Genomic DNA, 19464 nt, shown 5'->3' with positions numbered 1-19464 from the left:
TTTACTTTCCGGACACTTTCCCTTCAGGCTCTCTTAAGAGAAGTAAATGATATTTAATTCCAATACTTTAGCGAAATATTCAGGAGCAGGCGTCATCTTCGTACCAGTGTAAGCCAGAGTACAGGTGGCGTAACGATGACCGATGCGTATCGGCCGAGAGTGAAGTACGTGATCGGCCCGGATGGTGGCCCGCTCACCATTGCGGACCTCCCGCCCCCCGACACCCGGCGCTGGGTCATCCGGCGCAAGGCGGAGGTGGTGGCGGCGGTGCGGGGCGGCCTCCTGTCCCTTGAGGAAGCCTGCAAGCGGTACACGCTCACGGTGGACGAATTTCTATCCTGGCAGGCCTCCATCGACCGGCATGGCCTGCCCGGCCTGCGCACCACGCGCATCCAGCACTATCGGCAATAGGCCGGCGCCTCCGGCCAAAACGCCGGACCGCCCAGGCTGGGCCGGTGTCGAGGGGTGAAGCCCTCAGCTCGGCCCGGCGCCCGGTTCCACCGGGACAAGAGGCCGATGACCCGTTTCCGAACTCCCCGACGGCTCCGCACGCAGACCGCGCGCCGCCGCGGAGAAGCTCAAGCCGCCTCCACCCGCCCGACCGGTTCCGCCGGCGGGCGGGCTTTTTCGTTGCGGTGTCCCCCTCCGCCCCGCCACGCAAAATCCTGCGCGCGGCTTTGGTTCAGCCCGCGCGGCGCTTGAGCCTGCCCATGGGGTACGCGCGGCGCCGGTCAAGGACCGGGGCCGATCGCCTCAGGCCAGCGCGGCGGCGATGAAGGCCGACAGGCGCGCCCCGGCTTCTTCCGGCAGGCCCACATTCTCGATCACCAGATCGGGCGCGAGCGCCAGTTCCGGCTGGCGCATCAGGCGCGCGCGGATGTCGGCTTCGTCCTCGCGGCCGCGCGCGGCCAGACGGGCGGCGCGCACCTCCGGCGGCGCCGTCACCAGCACCACCGCGAGCCGCGCGAAACGCCGGCGGGCCTCGTCCAGCGTGGCGCGGGAGCCGTTGGCCACCACCACCCCGCCGGAGCGGATCTGGTCCGCCACCTCGGGGCCGAGGGCATAAGCGAGCCCGTGCGCCCGCCACCACAGGGGAAAGCGCCCGGCGGCGCAGCCCGCCTCGAACTCCGCCGCGCTCAGCGTGCCATGGGCCTCCCCCGCCCCCGGCGGGCGGGTAACGAGACGCCGCGCGAACAACACCCGCCCCGCGCCGGTGAAGCGCGCGCGGGCAAGGTCAATCAGCGTGTCCTTGCCGGCGCCCGAGGGCCCCACCACCAGGATGAGGGCGCCCGGCCCCAGCCGAGGGGAGATGGCGTCCGGGCTCATGCCACCCGCCGCCCCTCCCGGTGGACGCCGCGGACCACCGGAATCTCCCCGAGCAGGGCCACACGCACCAGATCCGCCCGCCGACCGGGCGCGATCTCGCCACGGTCGCAGAGCCCCGCCACCTCCGCCGGGATCTTGGTGACGCGCTGCACCGCCGCGGCCAAGGAGATGGTCGGCACCCGCCGGGCTAGATCGAACGCGGACCACAACAGGCTCGACGGCACATAATCGGAGGAGAGGATGTCGAGCAGCCCGGCCCGCGCCAGCGTCTCGGCCGAAGCGTTGCCGGTATGGGAGCCGCCACGCACCAGGTTCGGCGCCCCCATCAGCACCCGGATGCCGGCATCATGGGACAGCTGCGCCGCCTCCTCCGTGGTGGGAAACTCGGCGATGGCGATCCCGTCGCCGATGGCCTCGGCCACATGCTCGGGGGTGGCGTCGTCATGGCTTGCCACCACGCAGCCGTGCGCATGGGCAAGGGCCACCAGCCCGGTGCGGTTCTTGCGGGCGTAGCGGGCGTGATATTCGAGCCGGGTGGAGACGATGACATCCATCTCTTCCGCGGTGGCGCCGCTCTTCTTCATGTAATAGCTGCGGAACTGCTCCACGCTCGCGAACTGCCGCTGCCCCGGCGTGTGGTCCATCAGGGAGATGAGGTGGATGGGCGCCATCTCCATGATGGCGGCGGCATCCTCGACCACGGTGTCGGTGGCGACCTCGCAGCGCAGGTGGATGCGATGGTCGGCCCGGAGCGCGCCGGCGGCGCGGGCGGCCTTCAAGGCGGCGATCAACGCGGGGGCGTCGCCGTCCATGCCCACCGCCCGCTTGTCCGGCCACACCCGCAGGGAATCGAACACGGTGGTGATGCCCGAGGCGGCGATCTGCGCATCATGGGCGAGCACCGCCGCGAGCGGGTTCCATCTCACCTTGGGGCGGGGCGCGAGATGACCCTCCACATGATCGGTGTGCAGCTCGATCAGGCCCGGCAGGAGATAGTCGCCGCCGCAATCCTCGGCGCCCGCGGGCACCGCGCCGGTGCCGATCTCGGCAATGCGCCCGTCGACGATGCGCAGGTGGCCTTCAAGGATCTCCCCGGCCAGAACGAGGCGGGCGTTGGCGAGCACGAGTTCGGTCATGTCCTGTTCCTTCTTGCCTCCGGCGCGATCCCCATCGGGCGATCGTGGCGGGCCTCAGGCGGAAAAGCGGGTGACGTCCACCACCCGGTCGGCCACGGCATCGCGGGTGTCGGCATCATGGAAGATGCCGACCAGCGCGCAGCCGGCGGCCTTCTTCTCGGCGATGAGATCGATCACGACGGCGCGGTTGGCGGCGTCGAGGGAGGCGGTGGGTTCGTCCAGCAGCAACAGCGGCTGGGCGCCGATGAAGCCGCGCGCCACGTTCACCCGCTGCTGCTCGCCGCCGGAAAAGGTCGCCGGCGGCAGCCGCCACAGGCGTTCCGGCAAATTGAGGCGGGCGAGCAGGGCGCCGGCCCGCGCCAGCGCCGCCCCCTTGTCCACGCCCTCGGCAACGAGCGGCTCGGCCACCACGTCGAGGGCGCAGACCCGCGGAATCACCCGCAGGAACTGGCTCACATAGCCGATGCGCTCGCGCCGGAGGCGGATGAGGCGGCGCGGTTCGGCGGTCGCCACATCCACTGGCGCCGGCGCATCGGCCACCAGGATGCGGCCGGTATCGGTGCGGTAATTGCCATAGACCATCTTGAGGATGGAACTCTTGCCGGCGCCCGAGGGACCGCCGAGGGCCACGCATTCGCCGGGAAACACCGAGAACGAGACGCCGGCCACCACCGGCAGCGTCACCCCGCCCTGAAGATGCAGGGTGAAGCGCTTGGCGATGGCCTCGACGGCCAGCAGCGGTTCTGCCGTTCCGGCAGCGGAAAGCGCGGTCGCGATCATGGCATGAGCACCGAGGAAACGAGGAGCTGGGTGTAGGGCTCGCGCGGGTCGTCCAGCACCTGATCGGTGAGCCCTTCCTCGATCACATGGCCGGACTTCATCACCATGATGCGATGGGACAAAAGCCGCGCCACCGCGAGATCGTGGGTCACGATCACCACCGCCAGCCCGAACTCGGCCACCAGCTGGCGGATGAGGTCGAGCAGGCGCGCCTGCACCGACACGTCGAGCCCGCCGGTGGGCTCGTCCATGAACACGAGGCGCGGCCGCGTCACCAAATTGCGGGCGATCTGCAGGCGCTGGCGCATGCCGCCGGAGAAGGTGCGCGGATCGTCGTCGATGCGCTCGGCCGCGATCTCCACCCGGCCGAGCCAGTCGATGGCCTCGGCGCGGATCCGCCCATAGTGGCGCTCCCCCACCGCCATCAGGCGCTCGCCCACATTGCCTCCGGCCGAAACCGCCATCCGCAGCCCCTGCTCCGCATGCTGGCGCACGAAGCCCCAGTCGGTGCGCAGCAGCAGGCGCCGCTCGCCCTCGGTGAGGGCCTCAAGGTCCCGCGTCGCCCCGTCGCGCATGCGGTAGAGCACCCGCCCGGCGCTGGGCGCAAGCTCGGTGGAGAGCAGGCCGAGCAGCGTGGACTTGCCGGAGCCCGATTCCCCGACGATGGCGAGCACCTCGCCCGGATGAAGGGTGAGGTTCACGTCGCCGCAGCCAAGTCGCGCCCCATAATAACGGGTAAGGCCCTCGGCGATCAGGAGCGGGGTGTCGGCCGCGCCGACGGCGGCCGGGAACAGGGGGGCGTTCAACAGGGGGGCGTTCATGGGCGATCTCCCGACCCGGATGCGGCGATGGGCGGCTCCGCCCCGGTCGCGGCGGTCGCGGGGGGCGCGGCATAGGGCGCGCTCATGCGGCCGGTGTGGCCCTCCCCCTGGCGGGTGGCGCAATAGTCGGTGTCCGAGCACACGAACATGCGCCCGCCGGCATCATCCAGGATCACTTCGTCGAGATAGACCCCCTGCCCCCCGCACAGGGCGCAGGGCTCGGCGAAGTGCTGCACGGCGAACGGGTGATCCTCGAAATCGAGCGGCACCACCGGGGTGAACGGCGGCACCGCATAGATGCGCTTCTCGCGCCCGGCGCCGAACAATTGCAGGGCGGGGCTCATGTGCATCTTGGGATTGTCGAATTTCGGGATGGGCGAGGGGTCCATCACATAGCGGCCGTTCACCGTCACCGGATAGGCATAGGTGGTGGCGATGTGCCCGTGGCGGGCGATGTCCTCATAGAGCTTCACATGGATCAGCCCGTAGTCGCCGAGGCCGTGCAGGCGCCGGGTCTCGGTCTCGCGCGGCTCCAGGAAGCGCAGCGGCTCCGGGATCGGCACCTGGAACACCAGCACCTGCCCCGCCTTCAGGGGCGTCTCGGGAATGCGATGGCGGGTCTGGATGACGGTGGCATCGGCGGTGCGGGTGGTGGTCGCCACCCCGGCCGTGGTCTCGAAGAAGGAGCGGATGGCGACCGCGTTGGTGGTGTCGTCCGAGCCCTGGTCGATCACCTTCAGCACGTCGCATGCGCCGAGGATGGCGGCGGTGACCTGCACGCCGCCGGTGCCCCAGCCGTAGGGCATGGGCATCTCGCGGCCGGCGAACGGCACCTGATAGCCGGGGATGGCGATGGCCTTGAGGATCGCCCGCCGGATCATCCGCTTGGTCTGCTCGTCGAGATAGGCGAAATTGTAGCGGATGGCCGGCGGTTCCGCGCCGTTCGGCGCTGGCGTCGTCACGGTTTCGGCGGTCATTCGGCGGCCTCCTTGCGGGGGTGCGCGCCCCCGGCCATGCGCCCGGCCGCCTGCGCCGCGCGCATGCGGCGCACCAGCTCCAGCTCGGCCTGAAAATCCACGTAATGGGGCAGCTTCAGATGCTCCACGAAGCCCGTGGCCTGCACATTGTCGCAATGGGACAGGACGAATTCCTCGTCCTGGGCCGGGGCGCTCTTTTCCTCGCCCAGCTCCGCGAAACGCAGGGTGCGATCCACCAGGGCCATGGACATGGCCTTGCGTTCCGACTGGCCGAACACCAGGCCATAGCCACGGGTGAACTGCGGCGGCACGCTGGCCGAGCCCTTGAACTGGTTCACGCTCTGGCATTCGGTGAGGGCGATGTCGCCGAGCGGCACCGCGAACCCCAATTCCTCGGCATAAAGGCTCACCTCCACCGTGCCGAAGCGGATCTCGCCCACGAACGGATGGGTGCGCGCATAGCCGCGCTGGCTGGAATAGCCGAGCGCCAGCAGGAAGCCCTCGTCGCCCCGCGCCAGCGCCTGGAGCCGCAGCGGCCGTTCCGCCGGAAAGGCGAGCGGGGCGCGGGTGAGATCGGGCGGCGCCGTGCCGTCGTCCGGGGGCGACGGCTCGACGAGCCCTTCCCCGCCGAGCAGGTCGGTCACGCGGGGCATGAACGCCGGCGCCGGGATCAAGACGTCGTCCGCGCTCTCGTCGGCCACGGCCGGCGGCACCGGCCCGGTGCCGTCATCACCGGCCGGCGCGGCTCCGGGGGCGGCCCAGGTCGCAAGCTCCTGGTCCAACAGGCGATGGGTGTAATCGAAGGTGGGCCCCAGCACCTGCCCGCCGGGCAAGTCCTTGAAGGTGGCCGAGATGCGGCGGGCGATGCGCATGGCGCCTGTGTCCACCGGCACGCTGCTGCCGAAGCGCGGCAGCGTGGTGCGGAAGGCGCGGGCCAGGAAGATGGCCTCGATCAGGTCGCCCCGCGCCTGCTTGATGGCCAGCGCCGCCAATTCGCGATCATAGAGCGAGCCCTCGGCCATCACCCGGTCCACGGCAAGGCCCAATTGCCCGTCGATCTGGTCGAGGCCGATCTCGGGCACCCCGCGATCCCCCCGCCGCCGCCGCGCGAGAAGCGCATGGGCGTTACGGATGGCATCCTCTCCGCCTTTCACCGCCACATACATGGTTCGGTCTCCGCTTTCCGGCGCCGTTCAGGCGCGCACTGACGGATGCGCCACCGGCCGCACGGTGCGCGGCAGGGCCGCGACCGCGCCGGGGGCGCACAAGATGAGATCCACGCCAAGCGGAAAGGCCGACCCATTGGCCTCGAGCCGCGCGGCAAAATCCACCGGCAGCGGCACCGCGCCAAAGCCGCGCGTGCCGTCGATGCCCGGCCCCGCCAGGGTGAGCGGCTCCGCCTCGAACCGCGCCACCGCCACCACCAGGGTGGTGGAGCGGTCCGGATTATCCGGCTCGCCCTGGGCGAAGGCCTGGAACGGGGGCAGGCTCTGCCCGTCGGCGAAAAAGGCGAAGCGGGCCTTGCCCGGATCCGCCACCACCGGCGCCCCGGTGTGGAAGCGCAGGAACGCCGCCACCTGCGGCGACGCGGCCAAAGCGGCGTCAAGCCAGACCGGCGTTTCATAATCGAGCAGGGCCAGCGCCACCGCCGCCAGTTCCGGCGACAGCGGCGCGGGCGGGACCAGATCGCTCGCCAGCGGCTGCACCCGCCCCGGCTCCGCCATCGCCCGCATGAGAGCGGAAAACACGCGCTGAGCCGCGTGCACGGGATCGATGAAGCCCGCCGCGGGCCCGGTGGCGAAGGCCGTCATCAGTCTTCTCCCCGCGTCATGGTGAAGAAGTTCACCTTGGTGGCCTCGGTCTCGGCCGACTGCGCCGTCGCTTCGGCGGCGAGGCGCCGGCGCACCGGACGCACCGCATCATCCACCGCGATCCGCAGCGCCGGGTCCTGCCACAGGGCGTCGAGCACCGCCGCCGCCCGCGCCCGCTCCGGAGCCCGGCCAAGCAGGTAGGAGACGCCGGTGGCGCCCCCCTCCACATGCACCGCGGCGCGGGTGACGGTGGCCTCACCCAGGTTGAAGGGGCCGCCATCACCCCCGGCGCGGCCCTGCACCATCACCAGCCCCACCTCGGGCGGGCGCAGGTCCTTGAGCTTCGGCAACGGCTGGAAACGCTCGATGGCCGCGTGCAGCTCGCGCAGGGTGGCGCGGGCGAGCAGGCCCATGAGCGCCTTGCGCGCTTCGACTTCTGGCCCCTCCGGAGGCGTCGTGGAAAGACTGGCCGGGCCGGCGGCGGCCGAGGCCGCGCTGGGGGTGTCGCAGATCATGGCGCTCTCGATGCTTCGGTCGGATCGGACAGGGTCCGATCGGGCTTGGTCTGGCCGCCCGGCCGCGAACCGCGCGGCGGCATCACGGGCGCTTCACTAGACTCAATTTGTCTGTTCGTCTATACAAATGTGCAAGACGTCGGGACGGAACGGGAGCAGCGCGTGGCGGGATCACCGGAGAATGTGCGGGCAGACGGTCACAGCCAGATGACGGACGCCGTGCCGCGCGGCACGGGCGTCACCTTGTGGCGGCAGATCGCCGAGCGCCTGGAGGCCGACATCGCCGCCGGCCGCTGGCAGCCCGGCGAGCGCCTGCCGGTGGAAGCCGAGCTGGCGAGCGCCTTCGGCGTCAACCGCCACACCCTGCGCCGCGCCCTCGCCGCCCTGGCCGAGGCGGGCCTCATCGAGGCCACCGCCGGGCGCGGCACCTTCGTGAAGGCCCCGCCCCTGCGCTATCCCATCGGCCCGCGCACGCGCTTCTCGGAGATCGTCACCGCCGGCGGGCGCTGGCCGTTCGGCCGCTTCCTCGAGGCACGCGTGGAGCCGGCCGATGCCGAGGTGGCGCGCGAGCTCGACATCCCGCAGGGTACCGACGTGCTGCGCATCGAGAGCATCCACGAGGCGGACGGGGTGCCCATTTCCTGCGGCATCGCCTGGTTCGCCGCCGCCCGCTGCCCCGACCTCGACCTGATCTACGCCGCCACCGGATCCCTGACGCGGGCTCTGGCCACCCTTGGCATCGAGGATTTCCGCCGCCGGGAAACCCGCATCACCGCCCGCCCCGCCAATGCGCGGGAGATGGAACAGCTCTCCATCGCCGCCGGCCGCTCGGTGATCGTACTGGAACGGGTGGACGTCGAGCCGAACGGACGGCCGCTGCAATGGGGCCGCTCCTCCTTCGCCGCCGACCGGGTACAGCTCGTGTTCAAGCCCTGATCTGAAGCGCGCCCCCTGCCCACGGAGACCGCATGGCCCCCATCGAGACCCTGGCCGACCTGCGCCGCCTGTATGGCGAGCCCTCCGGCCGCGCCCGCGACAAGGTGCTCGCCCGGCTCGATGCCCATTGCCGGCGCTTCATCGGCCTGAGCCCGTTCGTGCTGATCGCCACCGCCGATGCGGCGGGCGCCGCCGACGTTTCCCCACGCGGCGACGCGCCCGGCTTCGTGGCGGCGGAGGAGACCCGACTTTTCATCCCCGACCGGCCCGGCAACAACCGGCTCGACAGCCTGTCCAACATCCTGGCCAACGGGCGTATCGGCCTGCTGTTCCTCATTCCAGGCGTGAACGAGACCCTGCGCGTGAACGGTCGCGCCGCCATCAGCGACGACGCCGATCTCAAGGCCCGGTTCGCCATCTCCGGCCGCCAGCCGCGCACGGTGATCGCGGTCGAAGTGGAAGAGGCCTTCCTGCATTGCGCCAAGGCCTTCATGCGCTCCAACCTCTGGAGCCCGGACGCACGGGTGCCCCACTCCGCCCTGCCCACCATGGGCGAGATGCTGCACGACCAGATCGGCAAAGGCGGTCCGGTGGAGACCCAGGCGGAGATGGAGCGCCGCTACGCGGCCGCGCTCTATTGAGCGCCGCGGGCCGGCACCCGCTCAGGTGGTGATGCGCGCCTTGCCGATGATGGCGAAGCGCAGGCGCGAGGAGATGAAGTCGATCACCCCCACCATCACCAGCATCATCAGCACCAGGAACGACACCTTCTGCCATTCCAGCACCCGGATCTGTTCGGCCAGGTGCAGGCCGAGGCCGCCGGCGCCGACGATGCCGACAATGGTGGACTGGCGGGAGTTGGACTCGAAATAATAAAGAAGCTGGCTCGCCAGCACCGGCAGCACCTGGGGCAACATGCCGAACCGCACCCCTTCGAGGGGGGACCCCCCGGTGGAAACCACCCCCTCCACCGGTTTGCGGTCCAGCGCCTCCACCGCCTCGGAGAACAGCTTGCCGAGCTCGCCGAAGCTGGCGGTGGCGATCGCCAGGATGCCCGCGAACGGACCAAGCCCCACCACCGTCACATAGATCAGCGCCCAGATCAGGCGATCCACCCCGCGCACCGTGTCGAGGAAGCGACGCACCGCGAAATGGGCGAAGATGTTCGGAATGACATTCTTCGCCGCCAGGAAGCCGAATGGAGCCGCCAGCAGCGCGCCCCCGAGCGTGCCGAGGAAGGCGATGGCCAGCGTCTCGCCCAAGGCGTGGATATAGAGCGGAAGCTGCGTGCCCGGATCGGGCGGGAACATCATGAGCACGAAATGCCCGAGCTGCGCCAGACCCGAGCCCAGCCGCTCCAGGCTGAAGCCCAGCCGCCAGAAGGCATAGGCCGCCAGCGCCACCGCCGCCGCCACCGCAAGCCCCATGCGCACCCGCCCGGCGGGGGAAGGCCGCATGCCCCGCGGAAAGGCGGCGGCGAGGCGCGCGTGGTCGGCGGAGCCGAGATCGAAGCGGGCGCGGGTCATCGGCGATCCTCCATTCCGATGAGGCGATGGCGCACCTGCTCGGTCAGAAGATCGATCACCATTACGGTCGCGATGATGAGCAGCAGGATGGCCGAAACATCGGAATAATAAAACTTGCGGATGGCCTCGATGAGATCCTGGCCGATGCCGCCGGCGCCCACGAAGCCCATGATGGACGCCTCGCGCACATTGATCTCGAACCGCAGGAGGCCATAGGACGCGAAATTGGAAGCCACCTGGGGCACCACGGCGAAACGCACGCTCTGCGCCCAGGAGGCGCCGGAGGCGGTGGCGCCCTCCACCGGCTTCATGTCGATATTCTCCACCACCTCCGCGAACAGCTTGCCCAGCGACCCCAGGGTGTGGATGGCGAGCGCCAGCACCCCCGGCAGCGGGCCGAGGCCGAACGCCACCACGAACAGGAGCGCGAACACCAGCTCCGGCACCGTGCGGCAGAACTCCAGGAAGCGGCGGGCGGTCACGCGGATGAAGGGGTTCGCCACCAGATTGGCGCAGGCGAGAAAGCACAGGAAAAAGGCGCCGACACCACCAAGCAGGGTGCCCAGATAGGCGATGAAAATGGTGTCCACCAGTAATTTCAGCCAGTGGTCGAGGTTCCAATACCATTCGGACAAGTCGGCGAAGAAGGTGTTCCAATGGAGCGTCGGCAGGATGCTCCAGAAATAGTTCGGCAGCCGGTCGGCATGCGCCAGGAACACCAGCGGCCGCACCTCCCCCATCCAGCACGACAGGACGATGCACACGCCCACCACCGCGGCCATGATGAGCGTGTGGCGCCGCCGCGCCCGCACCGCGCTGTCATAGCGCGCGAACATGGGGGCGAGCTGGTCGTCGGGCAGGATCGGGATGGCGTGGGGCAAGGGCGCCTCTCTTGAACCGGCGATGTCTTCAAACCGCGACGGCCGCGACGCGCCGTCCGCGGGCGGGGCAATGGCGACGCGGGCAACGCGAAAAAGGCGGCGGCCCCATGCCCATGGACAGGGGCCGCCGTTTCAATCCTCACCCCCACAAGGGGGCGCGGCGCTCAGTTCTTCTGCTTGCGCAGATTGTCCACGAAGGTGATGAGCTCCACCACCGGCGTATAGGCCTCGTTGTCCACCGGCTGCCACATCTGCGACTTGCCTTCATAGATCTTGTCGAACGCGGCCTTGTCGTTCTTCTCGATGGAGAAGAAGGCATCGCGGATCTTCGCCTTCAGGTCCGCCGGCAGCGTGGCGAGGTACGCATAGGGCGAGTTCACGATCAGGTCGGACTTATAGATGATCCGGTAGTCGTCATATTTGGCCATGCCCTTGCGCTCCATGCGGCGCAAAGCCGATTCCTGGTCGTCGTTCCACCAGTTGAAGGCGGCGTCGCAGGTGCCCTGCTGCACGCCGAGCACGGCGTTCTCATGGGAACCGGCATAGACCACCTTGCCGAAATATTCGTCGGGCTTAATGCCCATCTTGCTCAGGGCATAGCGCGGCACATTGTTGCCGGAGGTGGAATTGGGGTCCACGAGGCAGATGTTCTTGCCCTTCAGATCCTCGACGGTCTTGTAGGGGCTGTCCTTCTTCACATAGAGCACCGAGTGGTAGCCCTTGGTGCCGTCCGCATTCACCTCGATGGCGAAGGCTTCCACCGGCGCACCGGTCTTCAGGGCGCGGGCGAAGGCCGCCGGGCCATAATAGGCCAGTTGGATGTTGCCGGCGCGCTGGCCCTCGATCACCGCCGCATAGTCGTTGGCGATGCGCAGGGTCACCGGAACGCCGAGTTCCTTGGTGAGGTAGGCCATCAGCGGCGCATAGCGCTCGGTGACGCCGGTGGCATTCTCCGCCGGGATGAAGGCGAAGGTGAGCTCGGGATACTTGGCCTTGTAGTCCTGCGCGGCGGCGGCGCCGGCGGAAAAGGCAAGGGCGGCGGCGGCCGCGATCAGGGTACGACGGTTCAACATGGCTCGGCTCCAGTCGGACGAGGACATAAAAGGTTCGGGCTCGGGTTCAGAGCTTGAAAACGCACGATCCGCCACGCTCCCCAGGGCCTTGGCCCGGCGGAGTGCGGATGTCCGGCCGCATGGCGAGACGGGCGTCACGGCCGGACAAGGCCCGTCTTCAGGCGCAGCGCCTCCCGCCGACGCGGAAGAGCCCGCAAAGGGAGAAAGCCCGACGCTCAGGCGAGCGCGGCATCGGGCATCGGGATCGATGCCGCCACGGGAACCGTGGCCGGCGCCACATCCATCACCTCGCCGGCCTCCAGGCCGTAGAGATCGCGCGCCACCCCATCGGTGAGGGCCTCGGGCGCGCCGTCGAACACCACGCGGCCCTGGGCCATGCCCACCAGGCGATCGCAATAAGTGCGGGCGAGATCGAGGGAATGCAGATTGCACAGCACCGTGATGCCGAAGTGCCTGTTGATGCGCAAAAGCGCATCCATCACGATCTTGGTGTTGCGCGGGTCGAGCGAGGCGATGGGCTCGTCGGCGAGGATCAGCCCCGGCTCTTGAGCGAGGGCGCGGGCGATGGCCACGCGCTGCTGCTGGCCGCCGGAGAGGCTGTCCGCCCGCTGGGCGGCGAGCGCGGCGATGTCGAACTGCTCGAGAGCGGAAAGGGCCACCGCCCGGTCCTCCCGGCTCCACATCTTGGTCAGCGCCCGCCAGGTGGGCACGGTGGCGAGCCGGCCCATGAGCACATTGGTGAGCACGTCGAGCCGGCCCACCAGATTGAATTGCTGGAAGATCATGGCCGCCTGGGCGCGCCATTGGCGCAGGGCCGGGCCCTTCAGGGCGGTCACGTCGCACCCGTCGAACAGGATGCGGCCGGACGAGGGGTCCTGCAGGCGGTTCACCATGCGTAGGAGCGTTGACTTGCCCGCACCGGAACGACCGATCACCCCCACGAACGCCCCATGGGCGATCTGAAGGTTCACATCCGATACGGCCGCCTTGTCGCCGAACCGGCGACTGAGGCCCTCGATCACAAGCATCGGGTCACTCCGTTGCGATCGGCAGGCCATAGCCGCATTGCACAACACTCGTGTGACGATCGCGAAACCGACGGCCCGCGCGGCGGTGCCCGTCAGCTCTAGCGGCGCGTGCGGCGCACCCGTCATCTCGGCAGAACGGTATGAGAATCCCCGCTCGAGCCGCAGTATTGCAATGCAGAACGACACACCCGCACTGCAGCAGCGAATTCATTTCCTCACGACTTCATATTTTGCTAAGTTTAATCTCGACATCGATCCGGCGGGAGACTCCAATGCTCTCGGAGCTGCTCACCATGCTTGAGATGTGCGCTGCCTTCGGCTTCATCGGGGCGATCATCTTGGGCATGGTCTGACGCAGCCCGACGGCCACGCGCGGCCCCCCGAACCATCAACAAACAGGGTTGGATCGATGATCGCGGCGCCGGGTGAGCCTCCTCCCCGGCGCTCGCGCGTTTACCCGATGCCCGAACGCCTCAGCGCATCAAGACGCCTCAGCGCACCGGCAGGATGCGCTTGCCGGTGCGCGCGGCCTCGTCATAGACGCGGGTGTCGCCGGGCTTCAGGGAATAGCAGGTGTCGGCGATCACCGGCCGGCCGGCGGCGAGCAGCTCGGACACCGTGACGAGGCGGTAGCCCTTGGCGCGCAGGGCGGGCACCAGCCGCCGGAGCGCTTCGGCCGTGTGCTTGCCGCGGCCATTGGCATGCATCAGCACGATGGAACCGGGGCGGATCTGCCGCAGCATATCGTCGGCCATCAGCTTGGCCCCCAAGAGGGCCGGATCCCCGGAATCCACATCCCATTGAATGGCGAGATGGCCGGTGTCGTTCACATAGGCGAGGGATTCGGCGCTGCACGACCCATAGGGAAAGCGGAACAGGGACGGACGCGCCGGCACCGCGGACAGTGCGCAGCCCTGGGCCTGTGCATCGGAGCGGCGCAAGGCGAAGGCGATATCAGCGTCGTCCACCTGGCGCTGCATGGCCTCACCGCTGCGCACGGTGAGGTTCGCGTGGGACCAGGTGTGGTTGCCCATCTCGAAGCCGGGATCGGCGATGAGCTGGGCGCCGCGCTCGGGATGGCTCATGAGCCACTTGCCGCCGCCGAAGAAGGTGGCCGGCACCTGCTCGTCCCGCAGCAGATCGACGATGGCGCCGTCATAGCCGGAGCGTTCCGCCGAGGCTTCGCACAGGTCGAAGGTGAGGGCCACCATCTTGACACCCGCCGGCAGGTCCACCCGCCGGATGGAGCCGCGCAGGGTCGTCGGCACCGGCGCCGCAGGCGCCAGCGTCGTGGCCGGCAAGGTCACCGGCTCGCCGCGCGGATGGGGTTCCACCTGCTCCTCGCCGGGCCGGGCCGACAGCGCCGCCGGGGGATAGCACGCAGGCCCGGCCGCACGGGCGCCGCCCGCCACCACAAGGGCAGCGAGAAGGGATGCAAAGGCGGCGGTGCGGCGAACGAGCAAGTGGGACACGGGCACAACTCTGCATGGTGGGGGCGGGGAAGGGAAGCCGCATTCGGCATCAAATCGCAGGCGCGTGGCGAAAAGACGCCACCCAGGCGCGGCAACCGTCCGCCGCGCGATGCCAACCGCTCCACGGCGGTTCCATCTCCTCCATAGATCCGCCGGCCCCCGCGCCGCAAGGACACCCTCTCGGCCTGGGGACACGCCGCCGCGACCGTTTCGGCACAGGCGCCTTTCGTCGTAGAAACGGGGTCTGCGGCAGCGCGATCCTGTCCGCTACACTGGGCGCCGCCGGTACCGCCGGTCCGACCGCGTCTTCAGGAGGTTGCGTTGCCGAAGGACACCCCTGCCCCGAACGATATGCGCTTCGCCGTGGTCACCGGCGCATCGAGCGGCATTGGCCTCGCCCTCGCCAAGCGGCTGGCGCAGGAGGGCTACGACCTGGTGCTGGCGGGCCGCGACGCCGACCGCCTCGCGGATGCCGCCGACGAGATCGTCGCCCTGGGCCGGCGGGTGGCGGTCCGCCAGGTGGACCTGTCCGACCCTTATGAGCTTGAGGACTTCGCCGCCACGCTCACCGTCCAGGTGCCCGACGTGCTGGTCAACAACGCCGGCTTCGGCGCCTATGGCCACTTCGCCGGGATCGACCCCGGCCTCACCTTGAACATGATCGATACCAATGTGACCGCCCTCGCCCGCCTCACCGCCGCGGTGCTGCCCGGCATGCTGGCACGGGGCGAGGGGCGGATCCTGAACGTGGCCTCCACCGGCGCCTTCGCCCCGCTGCCCTTCTCCGCCGTCTACGGCGCCACCAAGGCGTTCGTGCTCAGCTTCTCGGAAGCGGTGGCGGAGGAACTGAAGGGCAGCCCCGTCACCGTCACCGCCTTGTGCCCCGGCCCCACCGCCACCCGCTTCTTCGACCGCGCCGGCTGGGACGGCACGCGCCTGTTCAAGGGTCCCATGGTCACGGCGGAGACGGTGGCGGACTGTGGCGTAAAGGCCATGGCCGCCGGCCGGCGGGTGGCCGTGGTGGGCCTTCTCAACAAAGTGATGATCTTCGCCATCCGCCTCGCGCCCCGGCGGCTGGTGGGCGAGGCCACCCGCTTCATGCTCGCCTCCCGCTCGCGTTGAGCGCATCCATCAGCGGGGCTGCTGCCAGCCATGATGAAATTCCATTTGTCGGACGCGATGGGTGGGAGTAACGGCGGACAGCGTGTCCTCCAGCACCGGCCACCGTCATGAATCTGCTGTCGATCCAGTCCCATGTCGCCTACGGGCATGTGGGCAACGCGTCCGCTGTCTTCCCCCTGCAGCGGCTCGGGGTGGAGGTGTGGCCCATCCATACCGTGCAGTTCTCCAACCACACGGGCTATGGCGCCTGGCGCGGGCAGGTGTTCGAGGCGGGCGTGATCTCAGACGTGTTGGAAGGGATCGCCGAGCGCGGCGCGCTGCCGCGCTGCGATGGCGTGCTTTCCGGCTACATGGGCTCGGCCGATATCGGCGCCGCCATCCTCGATGCGGTGGCGCGGGTGCGCGCGGCCAATCCCAAGGCGGATTATTGCTGCGATCCGGTGATCGGCGACGTGGGCCGGGGCATCTTCGTGCGGCCCGGCATTCCCGAATTCATGCGTGAACAGGCGGTGCCGGCGGCCGAGGTCATCACCCCCAACCAGTTCGAGCTGGAGCTTTTATCGGGCCACACCGTGACCGATCAGGCCGATGCGGTCGCCGCCTGCGCCGCGCTGCACGCGGCGGGGCCGCGGGTGATCCTGGTCACCAGCCTCCACACCCGCGAGACGCCCAAGGACGCCATCGACCTCCTCGCCTCCGGACCGGACGGCCGCTTCCTGGTGCGCACGCCGCGCCTCGACGTGGCGCTGAATGGGGCGGGCGATGCCATCGCCGCCCTTTTCTTCTTCCATGTGAAGCGTACCGGCAGCACCGCCGCCGCGCTGGAGGCCGCCGCCTCCTCCATCTTCGGCCTCCTCGAGAGGACCGAAAAAGCACACTCGCGGGAATTGCTGCTTGTCGAGGCCCAGGACGAGTTCGTAAAGCCCTCCAAGGTCTTCACGCCCGTGGCGGTTTGAGGCAAATTTGTGGCGCCGGACGTGGCGGAGGACCTGGGGCGCCGGCTCGGCCCGCCCCACCCCGCTACAGGCCGGCGCCCGCCCTCGAACCTCTCCCCGGACCCTGCCATGCCGCGCCGCTATGTGACGCTGGACGTCTTCACGACCCGCCCGTTCGGCGGCAACCCGCTCGCCGTGGTGCTGGACGCCACCGGCCTCGACGACGCGGCCATGCAGCAGATCGCCCGCGAGTTCAACCTGTCCGAGACCGTGTTCGTGCTGCCCCCGCGCGACAAGACCCATCGCGCCCGCATCCGCATCTTCACGGTGGCGCACGAGATGCCCTTCGCCGGGCATCCCACCGTGGGCACGGCGGTGCTTCTCGCGCTGGAGGACCGGATCGAGACCGGCACCATGCAGATCGAGCAGCCCATCGGCACCGTGAGCTGCACGCTCACCACCCAGGGCGCCGGCGCGCGCAAGGGCACCGCCGTGTTCACCGTGCCGCGCCGGGCGGCGCTCGAGCCCGCCGACATCACGCGGGAGGCCTGCGCCGAGGCGCTCAATCTCGATCCGTCCGACATCGGCTTCGATGCCCACCGGCCGGTGGTGGCCTCCGCCGGCGTGCCGTTCCTGTTCATTCCGCTGGCCAATCTCACCGCCCTGGCGCGGGCGCGGCCGGACGAGGCGGCGTCTCTGGCCCGCATCGGCGCGTTCGGCGATGCCGTCTTCGTCTATACGGTCGATGAGGACGGCGACGGAGACTACCGCGCGCGCATGTTTTCCCCCGGCCTCGGCACCCTGGAGGACCCGGCCACGGGCGCCGCCGCCGCCGCCTTTCCCGCGGTGTTGATGGACGCGGAGACCCGCGTGGACGGCCACCACAAGGTGCGCATCGACCAGGGCTTCGAAATGGGTCGCCCAAGCCGCATCGATCTCGGCTTCTCGGTGAAGGAGGGCCGTCTGGTAGACGGCACCACCACCATCGGCGGCGCGGCCGTTCTGGTGGCCGAGGGCGTGCTGCATATCTAGATGTGAGCGCCAGGAGCGCCGTTCCGCTATATCCGGGAGCCGAGCGACGCATCCATGAAGAAAACTCATGGAATATTATTGAAATAAAGCGTCTCTGAAATGGGTGAAATCGGGGGTCGCGGGCCGGCGTCCCCCCTTGGCGCGGGCGCGGGCGCGCCTATGTTCGGCGCATCGCATCAGCCCGGCCGTGTCGCGTCCGGGCATTTCCGAAGGGAACCCCCATGAGTGCGAGCACCCCGACCCTGTTCGACAGCTACCGCCTGGGCGACCTGACGCTCTCCAACCGCATCGTCATGGCGCCGCTGACGCGCAACCGCGCCGAAGCCGGCTTCGTGCCGAGCCCGCTGGCGGTGGACTATTATGCCCAGCGCGCCAGCGCCGGCCTCATCATCACCGAAGCCTCCCAGATCAGCCAGCAGGGCCAGGGCTACCAGGACACCCCCGGCATCTATACTGAGGCGCAGGTCGCCGCCTGGCGCAAGATCACCGATGCGGTTCACGCCAAGGGCGGGCATATCGTGATCCAGCTCTGGCATGTGGGCCGCGTCTCCCACACCGCGTTGCAGCCAGACGGCGCCGCGCCGGTGGCGCCGTCCGCCATTGCCTCGGGCAGCAAGACCTTCGTCAACAACGCCTTCACCGACACCTCCACCCCGCGCGCCCTGGAGCTCTCCGAGATCCCCGGCATCATCGCCGACTATCGCCGCGCGGCGGCCAATGCCATCAAGGCCGGCTTCGACGGGGTCGAGATCCACGCCGCCAACGGCTATCTCATTGACCAGTTCCTGAAGGACGGCGCCAACACCCGCACCGACGCCTATGGCGGCTCCATCGAGAACCGCACCCGCTTCCTGCTGGAGGTCACCGACGCGATCGTCGGCGAGATCGGCGCCGCGCGCACCGGCATCCGCCTGTCGCCGGTCTCCCCCGCCAATGGCATCTCCGACAGCCATCCGCAGCCGCTCTTCAACCATGTGGTGGAGGAGCTGGAGAAGCGGCACCTTGTCTATATCCATGTGGTGGAAGGGGCCACCGGCGGCCCGCGCGACATTGCTCCGGACTTCTCCTTCGCGGAGCTGCGCCAGCGCTACACCGGCACCTGGATGGTCAACAACGGCTATGACCTCGACCTCGCCAGCCAGGCGGTGGCGGACGGCAAGGCCGACCTGGTGGCGTTCGGGCGGCCCTTCATCGCCAATCCCGATCTGGTGGAGCGCCTGCGCCGCAACGCCCCCTGGAACGAACTCGACCGCGACACCCTCTATGGCGGCGGCATCAAGGGCTATCTGGACTATCCGACCCTGGACAGCGCGGCGTGAGCGCCGACCCCCTCTGGGGTCAGGATGACACCAAGGACCGGCGCGTCGCGCCGGTCCGCTCCGTTTGCCTCACCCTTGAAGATGGCGGCTGGCCGGAGGCCGAGGCCCGACAGGCGGAGATCGACTCCCATTTCGCCCTACGGCAGCGGGCCAATCCCCATCTGTGGAATGGTGACATCCTGCTGCTGCGCGACCACCGTTTCGCGGACGGGCACCTCGACGGCCGGGTGCGCCGCACCACGTTCGCCTCTTTCCTGTGGTGGCGCGACCAGGGCTGGCCGGATCTCGGCATGGTCAACGTGTTCGCCCTCGCAGCCCTGGAAGGCGCCGACGGCGCTTTCCTGATGGGCGTGATGGGCGCCCATACCGCATCCGCGGGCCGCATCTATTTTCCCGGCGGCACCCCCGACCTTTCCGACCTCACCACGGACGGACACCTGGACCTTGCCGGCTCGGTCTGGCGCGAGCTGGCGGAGGAGACCGGCCTTGCCGTGGCCGATGTCACCCGCGACGCCGGCTTCACCGCCGTGTTCGACGGTCCGCGCCTCGCCCTGCTGCGACGGCTGCTACTGCCGGAGCCCGCCGCCGACGCCGCCCGGCGCATCCACGCCTTTCTCGGCCGCGAGACGTTGCCGGAGCTGAGCGCCATGGCCATCGTCCGCAACGTCAAGGACATCTCGCCGCAGATGGCGCCGTTCGCGGTGGCGTATATGCGCCACCTGTGGAACCTGGCGCCGATGGCGCCGTGACGGCCCGGCGGGCAGCAACGAAAGA

21 protein-coding genes are annotated in these 19464 nt (G+C 69.4%); 8 read left to right on the top strand and 13 right to left on the bottom strand.

From position 1 onward, the window contains the following. The first annotated feature begins 135 nt into the window (after positions 1-135). A complete protein-coding gene (gene sciP / locus HUW53_RS05835) occupies positions 136-411 on the top strand; it encodes a CtrA inhibitor SciP (RefSeq protein ID WP_012113328.1) in 276 nt (91 codons plus the stop codon). Between the two features lie 342 nt (positions 412-753). Here sciP and phnN read toward each other — a convergent pair whose 3' ends face one another. From phnN to phnG, 8 genes are read right to left on the bottom strand one after another with little or no spacing between them, the layout of a single operon-like run. Then, entirely contained in the window at positions 754-1326 is a 573-nt protein-coding gene (gene phnN / locus HUW53_RS05830) for a phosphonate metabolism protein/1,5-bisphosphokinase (PRPP-forming) PhnN (RefSeq protein ID WP_237344817.1), read from the bottom strand. Continuing rightward, positions 1323-2462, bottom strand: a complete 1140-nt coding sequence (locus HUW53_RS05825) for an alpha-D-ribose 1-methylphosphonate 5-triphosphate diphosphatase (protein ID WP_237344816.1) — start codon at positions 2460-2462, stop codon at positions 1323-1325. The genes phnN and HUW53_RS05825 overlap by 4 nt, the downstream gene beginning before the upstream one ends. A 54-nt stretch (positions 2463-2516) precedes the next feature. Continuing rightward, positions 2517-3242: a phosphonate C-P lyase system protein PhnL gene (gene phnL, locus HUW53_RS05820; protein WP_237344815.1), complete on the bottom strand. Its 726-nt coding sequence runs from the start codon at positions 3240-3242 to the stop codon at positions 2517-2519. Then, positions 3239-4063: a phosphonate C-P lyase system protein PhnK gene (phnK, locus tag HUW53_RS05815; RefSeq protein WP_237344814.1), complete on the bottom strand. Its 825-nt coding sequence runs from the start codon at positions 4061-4063 to the stop codon at positions 3239-3241. Before phnK ends, phnL begins: the two co-directional genes overlap by 4 nt. Continuing rightward, on the bottom strand, positions 4060-5040 hold the full coding sequence (locus tag HUW53_RS05810) for an alpha-D-ribose 1-methylphosphonate 5-phosphate C-P-lyase PhnJ (protein WP_237344813.1): 981 nt from the start codon (positions 5038-5040) through the stop codon (positions 4060-4062). Before HUW53_RS05810 ends, phnK begins: the two co-directional genes overlap by 4 nt. Beyond that, the gene (locus tag HUW53_RS05805; protein WP_237344812.1) at positions 5037-6206 is read right to left on the bottom strand and encodes a carbon-phosphorus lyase complex subunit; all 1170 of its coding nucleotides are present in this window, start codon (positions 6204-6206) and stop codon (positions 5037-5039) included. The genes HUW53_RS05810 and HUW53_RS05805 overlap by 4 nt, the downstream gene beginning before the upstream one ends. Positions 6207-6233: 27 nt before the next feature. Continuing rightward, positions 6234-6851, bottom strand: coding sequence for a phosphonate C-P lyase system protein PhnH (gene phnH, locus HUW53_RS05800; protein ID WP_237344811.1), 618 nt, complete (start codon positions 6849-6851; stop codon positions 6234-6236). Continuing rightward, on the bottom strand, positions 6851-7366 hold the full coding sequence (phnG, locus tag HUW53_RS05795; RefSeq protein ID WP_272903809.1) for a phosphonate C-P lyase system protein PhnG: 516 nt from the start codon (positions 7364-7366) through the stop codon (positions 6851-6853). The genes phnH and phnG overlap by 1 nt, the downstream gene beginning before the upstream one ends. Positions 7367-7528: 162 nt before the next feature. Between phnG and phnF the strand changes: the two genes are divergently transcribed. Both phnF and HUW53_RS05785 read left to right on the top strand, forming a co-directional pair. Then, a complete protein-coding gene (gene phnF, locus HUW53_RS05790; protein ID WP_237344810.1) occupies positions 7529-8302 on the top strand; it encodes a phosphonate metabolism transcriptional regulator PhnF in 774 nt (257 codons plus the stop codon). Between the two features lie 32 nt (positions 8303-8334). Next, the gene (locus tag HUW53_RS05785) at positions 8335-8943 is read left to right on the top strand and encodes a pyridoxamine 5'-phosphate oxidase family protein (RefSeq protein ID WP_237344809.1); all 609 of its coding nucleotides are present in this window, start codon (positions 8335-8337) and stop codon (positions 8941-8943) included. 21 nt (positions 8944-8964) lie between these two features. Here HUW53_RS05785 and phnE (HUW53_RS05780) read toward each other — a convergent pair whose 3' ends face one another. The 5 genes from phnE (HUW53_RS05780) to HUW53_RS05760 form a co-directional block, all read right to left on the bottom strand. Beyond that, entirely contained in the window at positions 8965-9828 is an 864-nt protein-coding gene (gene phnE / locus HUW53_RS05780; RefSeq protein ID WP_237344808.1) for a phosphonate ABC transporter, permease protein PhnE, read from the bottom strand. Continuing rightward, a complete protein-coding gene (phnE, locus tag HUW53_RS05775; RefSeq protein WP_237344807.1) occupies positions 9825-10709 on the bottom strand; it encodes a phosphonate ABC transporter, permease protein PhnE in 885 nt (294 codons plus the stop codon). Before phnE (HUW53_RS05775) ends, phnE (HUW53_RS05780) begins: the two co-directional genes overlap by 4 nt. A gap of 164 nt (positions 10710-10873) precedes the next feature. Further along, a complete protein-coding gene (phnD, locus tag HUW53_RS05770) occupies positions 10874-11782 on the bottom strand; it encodes a phosphonate ABC transporter substrate-binding protein (RefSeq protein ID WP_237344806.1) in 909 nt (302 codons plus the stop codon). A 215-nt stretch (positions 11783-11997) separates the two neighbouring features. Next, complete coding sequence (gene phnC / locus HUW53_RS05765; protein ID WP_237344805.1) at positions 11998-12810, bottom strand: phosphonate ABC transporter ATP-binding protein; 813 nt, start codon at positions 12808-12810, stop codon at positions 11998-12000. A 491-nt stretch (positions 12811-13301) separates the two neighbouring features. Further along, positions 13302-14282 (bottom strand): polysaccharide deacetylase family protein, encoded by a 981-nt coding sequence (locus HUW53_RS05760; RefSeq protein WP_237344804.1) that lies wholly within the window; start codon positions 14280-14282, stop codon positions 13302-13304. A gap of 321 nt (positions 14283-14603) precedes the next feature. Here HUW53_RS05760 and HUW53_RS05755 point away from each other — a divergent pair, with 321 nt between their 5' ends. The 5 genes from HUW53_RS05755 to HUW53_RS05735 all read left to right on the top strand — a co-directional run bounded on the left by HUW53_RS05755 (position 14604) and on the right by HUW53_RS05735 (position 19439). Continuing rightward, positions 14604-15404 carry an SDR family NAD(P)-dependent oxidoreductase gene (locus HUW53_RS05755; RefSeq protein ID WP_237344803.1) on the top strand — a complete coding sequence of 267 codons (801 nt, stop codon included), beginning with the start codon at positions 14604-14606 and terminating at the stop codon, positions 15402-15404. A gap of 107 nt (positions 15405-15511) precedes the next feature. Then, complete coding sequence (gene pdxY, locus HUW53_RS05750; RefSeq protein ID WP_237344802.1) at positions 15512-16360, top strand: pyridoxal kinase PdxY; 849 nt, start codon at positions 15512-15514, stop codon at positions 16358-16360. 108 nt (positions 16361-16468) lie between these two features. Continuing rightward, positions 16469-17371 carry a PhzF family phenazine biosynthesis protein gene (locus HUW53_RS05745; RefSeq protein WP_237344801.1) on the top strand — a complete coding sequence of 301 codons (903 nt, stop codon included), beginning with the start codon at positions 16469-16471 and terminating at the stop codon, positions 17369-17371. 221 nt (positions 17372-17592) lie between these two features. Beyond that, on the top strand, positions 17593-18690 hold the full coding sequence (locus HUW53_RS05740; protein ID WP_237344800.1) for an alkene reductase: 1098 nt from the start codon (positions 17593-17595) through the stop codon (positions 18688-18690). Next, on the top strand, positions 18687-19439 hold the full coding sequence (locus tag HUW53_RS05735; RefSeq protein ID WP_237344799.1) for an NUDIX hydrolase: 753 nt from the start codon (positions 18687-18689) through the stop codon (positions 19437-19439). Before HUW53_RS05740 ends, HUW53_RS05735 begins: the two co-directional genes overlap by 4 nt. The last annotated feature ends 25 nt before the right edge of the window (positions 19440-19464 follow it).

The organism is Xanthobacter agilis, assembly GCF_021730435.1.
Lineage (GTDB): Bacteria > Pseudomonadota > Alphaproteobacteria > Rhizobiales > Xanthobacteraceae > Xanthobacter > Xanthobacter agilis.
Note: the sequence above shows the minus strand (reverse complement) of the source record. Positions and strands in the feature narration are given on the sequence as shown.